The organism is Chamaesiphon polymorphus CCALA 037, assembly GCF_003003845.1.
Classification (GTDB): Bacteria; Cyanobacteriota; Cyanobacteriia; order Cyanobacteriales; family Chamaesiphonaceae; genus Chamaesiphon; species Chamaesiphon polymorphus.
The window spans coordinates 1-4,453 of the sequence record NZ_PVWO01000477.1; the positions used below are offsets into that span (position 1 = coordinate 1).

Below are 4,453 nucleotides of genomic sequence, written 5' to 3' on the forward strand. Positions count from 1 at the left end.
ACATCAAACGTACCTGGAAAACCCTTTATCGCTCCCAAGAACACATCCTCCAAGCCGCCAGAGATATCAAAGTCGAACATACCCCTGGTCAACGGTGGATCGTATACGTCTCCCAACAAGAAGACTTCGATCGAGTCGCCCAAACCCTCCAGCAAGTCCTCCCAGTAACAGAATGGCACCAAATCGACCTGCGCATCCTACCTGCGGATCTAGACCAAATTCAAGAGCACGGTCTGCTCTACTTACCCCATGCCTATGTCGTGCCCGGAGGTAGGTTTAACGAAATGTATGGGTGGGATAGCTATTTCATTCAGATGGGGCTGTTGCGGGATGGCGAAATCGATCTGGCTCGGAGTATGACCGAACAATTGGTGTATGAGATCGAGCATTATGGCACCATTCTCAATGCCAATCGCACCTATCAACTCGCCCGCTCTCAGCCGCCATTATTAACGCTGATGATATTGGCTGTATATGCCCAAACTCACGATCGAGAGTGGGTGCGATCGCTTTTACCGATGGTCGAGCGTTTTTATTACTACTGGACGGTGCCGCCCCATTTAAACCCCGCTACGGGGCTATCGCGCTACTATGCCTTGGGTCATGGCCCTGCGCCTGAAGTGCTGGTATCAGAGAAAGATGAAGACGGTAAGACGCATTACGATCGCGTGCGAGAATATTATCGTCAGCATGAGGTGACTGACTACGATCTAGCCCTATATTACGATCGAGAGCAAGACAGCCTGACCGATTTATTTTATCAAGGCGATCGATCGATGCGGGAGTCCGGCTTTGATATTAGCAACCGTTTTGGCCCCTTTAGTGTCGATATCATTCACTATGTGCCCGTCTGCCTGAATGTGTTGCTTTACCAGATGGAGCAGGACATTGCTACACTCCACGAAATCGTGGGACAGGCGGAAACTGCCCAGCCTTGGCGCGATCGAGCGATGGATCGTCACGAACGGATCGATCGCTTTTTGTGGGATGAAGCAGCGGGTCAATACTTTGATTACAACTTTAGTACGGGCGAGCGTCGCCCTTATGAGTTCGCCACCACCTTCTATCCGCTGTGGGCGGGAATTGCCTCCGCCGAGCAAGCCCAGCGAGTAGTTGAAAATCTCGATCGATTTGAAATGCCAGGTGGTTTGCAAACCAGTACCCACGTCAGCGGCAACCAATGGGATGCCCCCTTTGGGTGGGCACCGTTACAGCTATTTGCAGTGCAAGGGTTGCGCCGCTATGGCTACAAAGAGGATGCCGACAGGTTGGCGCGGAAATTTATTGCCATGCTCGTCCAAGAATTTACTAACTCTGGCACCCTCGTAGAAAAGTACGATGTCTGCGCCTGTTCTGCTAATGTTTCGGACGAAATTTTATTTGGCTACAGTTCTAACGAAGTTGGCTTCGGCTGGACAAATGGTGTATTTCTGGAGTTGCTAGCAATTTTAGAGAACGACTAATACCAAATCGGCGTTGCTGGTTTAAGGTATGATTCTAGCTTTTGCACTCCTCGCTCCCCGCTCCTCGCCCCCCGCTCCCTCCTCTAGTTTTCATATATCAATCCAGCAACGCCAAATAATGAATTATATCCAAGGTTGGCCGAGCGGTTGAGGCACCGAACTCATAATTCGGGTTAGACTGGTTCAACTCCAGTACCTTGGATTGAAATAGACAGATATTAGGGCACAGGGCAATGCTTACCACCTAGGTGAGAATACAAACCCGAATTTTTAAAAAATTCGGGTTTGTCATAGCATAGTTTAATTATCCGAATTTACTTTACTTAGAGCGTCGATTGGGAACGGGTCGTTCGCGAGCACCGCCAGAGATATTAAATGCCATATTATAGATCAGCTCGTTGGTACGAGCGGACTTAAACAAATCGACCACAGGCTGTGGATAATCGACCCCAATTCGCACCCCAAAATTTTCCTGTTCGGCTGGTGAAAGTTTCCAAGGTTCGTGGACTTTAGTTGCGGGAATTCGATCGAGTTCGGGCAGCCAATGTTTGACGTAGTTTCCTTCTCGATCGTAATCTAGAGACTGCTTAGTAATATTAAAAACGCGGAAAACTCGCGCGTCGTTGCCAACTCCGGCAGTATAATTCCAGTTGCCCCAATTACTACAAACGTCGTAATCGATTAGCAAAGATTCAAACCATTCAGCACCCATTCGCCAATCAATACCGAGATTTTTAGTCAGAAAACTCGCGACATTTTGACGTCCGCGATTGGACATGTAACCAGTTGCGGCAATCTCGCGCATATTGGCATCTACTAGCGGATATCCGGTTTTACCTTCACGCCAGAGATCGAACCGTTGCCAATCTTGTTTCCAATTGAGATTGACACCTTGAAGTCCCGATCGTTTGAAGATATTATTGCCATGTTTGGCGCAAATAAAGCGAAAATAATCTCGCCATAATAACTCAAAAATCAACCAATAAGTAGAGTCATTTTCGATCCGTTCGTCCTCATATTTTTTGACCTGTTGATGGATATATCGCGGTGACAGACAGCCTAACGCCAACCAAGCCGAAAATTTGGACGAGTAATCGGCACCCAACATGCCATTGCGAGTTTCTTTATACACTCGCAATCGATCGTGCTGCCAGATATACTCATTCAATCGATCGATTCCCGCTGTCTCACCGCCGCGATATGCCAAAACGCCCCGCGTGTCGGGTTGAGGTGCGGCTATTCCCAAATCTTCTAAACTCGGCAGAGTTCCCGGATCGAGATCTACTGAGAGCGGGGGTAAACTAGTTGGTGCTGGCAAGCAGGTTGGCATCGGTGCCTTTCGTTCTACCTCCTTGCGAAAATTAGTAAATAATTCGGGCAGATTTGGCAAGGTAAACGGCAAATCCTGGAGGAGATGCAGGGTGTGACCCCAAAAAGATCGACAATTGACATTAACGGCTGTTAGAGCGGCTTCTAGTGCGGTACTGACGCCAATTTCTTCAGGGGTAACTTCCTGATGATAGTAGACATCGGTAATTCCCAACGGCTCAACCAATTTGGGAATAATTTCTTCTGTCAATCCGCGCCGAATTATCAATTCGCTACCGAGAGAGCGATAGGAATTCTGGAGATCGGCAAGACTTTCGAGTAGAAACTGCGCCCGAAAGCCGCCCGTTTTAGGAAACCCAAAACTCGTCTGTCCGAATTGGCGATCGTCAAAGCAATAGAATGGAATTACGCTAGCACCGTCGTTGAGAGCCTGATTCAGCGGTTGATGGTCGTGCAAGCGCAGATCGTTACGATACCAGATTAAAATCCGTTTGGTAGTCATTATAAAACTAGATAATACGATAACCGAGCTGGGAATCTAAATTTACGTATTCGATCGATAAAAAAGCAGGTATGGCACCTGCGGATCTCTTACGATCGAGAGTCAATCGTCAACCAAATTTTGGATCGGTCTATCTCTATATTTTAATTATTAAATAACCTAAGTTGCCAGTTGCCCGAATGACAGCTATTGGACTGGCGGCGCGCGGTTGAAACGCGCCCCCGCCAAAATTTATAATTCAAATCGATCGAGCGATTAAGTACGGCAATTGGGATTAACTACCTGTGGACAATGCTCGATCGTCCGCAGATTTTGGATGGGTACCAGAATATCGCTCCCAAAAATATGCTAGCTCTTTAGCTTTGCCAACCCACTCAGCATCGATTTGATACATGCGGCGCGGTCGTCCGCGACCTTCAACTTTTTTCCAGTAGCCGACAATGGTACCGTTAGCTTCCAAAAATTTAATCGCGCTATATAAAACTGTATCCGAGAGCCGATAGGTTGAAGATTCATGCTCCAATCTGGCAATCAACTCAGTACCGTAAGAATCTCCCTGAAGCAGAATGTCGAGAATGTAACAAACCGCCAACTCCTGGTTGAGATAGAGTGGTGGGGGGTTGCGGAAAAAGCAATAGATATCTTCAAAGTTCATAGCTGTTACCACCTTATAATATTGGTGTGCGTTAGTTCGTTTCAATCCTCACCTAGCCCGAAAGCTGGAGGCAATGTCGATAACGTAAGCGGTGCTTTGGCAAATCGCAATAAATCTGTCAAAACGAGACAGGAAGACAATTTCTACAGATAACGGGTTTAACTAATCGATCGAGCAAGTTTATTGGTACCCAGTTTTTAGCTTAACTCATCCAATTTACGCTAAGGGACAATTATTCTAGTTTCTTACCAATTTCTTAATTATTATTTATGTCAAATCTGGAAATTAACGGTAATACACCTCAAGCTGTCAAAAAAATTGCCGCCCAACTGCGACGAGTCGGCTGGGCGGGATTTTGGTCGCAACTTGCTTTGGCGGTGGTTTCAAGTTTGATTTTTCTATTTGCCATTCCCTCTGCGGGCACGGGAGCGAGCAATCCGGGAACGGGTGGCAGTTTGCTATTTGCAATTGGTGGGTTGCTGATACTTTATGGTTGTACTTACT

4 protein-coding genes and 1 tRNA gene are annotated in these 4,453 nt (G+C 47.0%); 3 read left to right on the plus strand and 2 right to left on the minus strand.

The features are described from left to right. The first annotated feature begins 2 nt into the window (after positions 1-2). A complete protein-coding gene (locus C7B77_RS24735) occupies positions 3-1,463 on the plus strand; it encodes a trehalase family glycosidase (protein ID WP_342761375.1) in 1,461 nt (486 codons plus the stop codon). A gap of 129 nt (positions 1,464-1,592) precedes the next feature. After that, positions 1,593-1,665 (plus strand) — tRNA-Ile (locus C7B77_RS24740). Between the two features lie 117 nt (positions 1,666-1,782). Here the strand turns inward: C7B77_RS24740 and C7B77_RS24745 are convergent. Together C7B77_RS24745 and C7B77_RS24750 are read right to left on the minus strand one after the other, a co-directional pair. Continuing rightward, positions 1,783-3,294 (minus strand): DASH family cryptochrome, encoded by a 1,512-nt coding sequence (locus C7B77_RS24745; RefSeq protein ID WP_106311197.1) that lies wholly within the window; start codon positions 3,292-3,294, stop codon positions 1,783-1,785. 274 nt (positions 3,295-3,568) lie between these two features. Continuing rightward, complete coding sequence (locus tag C7B77_RS24750) at positions 3,569-3,949, minus strand: PadR family transcriptional regulator (RefSeq protein ID WP_106311200.1); 381 nt, start codon at positions 3,947-3,949, stop codon at positions 3,569-3,571. A gap of 269 nt (positions 3,950-4,218) precedes the next feature. On the opposite strand from C7B77_RS24750, the gene C7B77_RS24755 reads away from it, so the two are divergent. Beyond that, on the plus strand, positions 4,219-4,453 hold a 235-nt coding region (locus tag C7B77_RS24755; RefSeq protein ID WP_146138502.1), incomplete at its 3' end, for a DUF3611 family protein.